The sequence below is a fragment of the Rhizobium sp. ARZ01 genome (assembly GCF_014851675.1).
Taxonomy (GTDB): domain Bacteria; phylum Pseudomonadota; class Alphaproteobacteria; order Rhizobiales; family Rhizobiaceae; genus Mycoplana.
Genome location: NZ_JACVAE010000011.1, coordinates 1 through 454, shown reverse-complemented (window position 1 = coordinate 454; position 454 = coordinate 1). Strand labels below are relative to the sequence as shown.

Annotated in this window: 1 protein-coding gene; it reads left to right on the top strand. The window is 49.6% G+C overall.

Annotation, left to right across the window (positions count from 1 at the left end; genetic code table 11):
- Positions 1 to 454: hypothetical protein (locus IB238_RS25090; RefSeq protein ID WP_192253496.1), on the top strand; the 454-nt coding region annotated here is incomplete at both ends.

Here is a 454-nt window from a genome sequence, read left to right as displayed (position 1 = left end):
ACCGACTGAAGGGAGGAAGAGGGACGCCGGCCGAGCAGAGAAAGAGAAGAAAGAGAAGGAGGGAAAAGAGGAAAAGGGGGGAGGAGAGAGAGGGGAGAGAAAAGGAGGGAGGGAAGAAGAGGGAAGAAGAGGGAGGGGAAAGAGAAAGAGGGGAAGAGAGAAGAAGGAGAAGAGAAGAAAGAGAGGAGAGGGGAGAAAGGGGCCAAGCAGGGAGGAGGAAGAAGGGAGGAAGGGGGAAGAAGAGAAGGGAAGAGAGAGAAGAAGAGGAGGAAGGAGAGAGGAGGAAAGAAGGAAGAAGGGGAAAAGAAGAAGGAAAGGAAGAAAAAGAGAAAAGAAAAGAAGAAAAGGCGGGGAGAGAAAGGAAGAGAGAAAAAAAGGGAAGGGAAGGAGGGATAAAGAGAAAAAAAGGAGAGGTAATAACACCAAAATGCAACCAGGAGACACGGATGAAGAC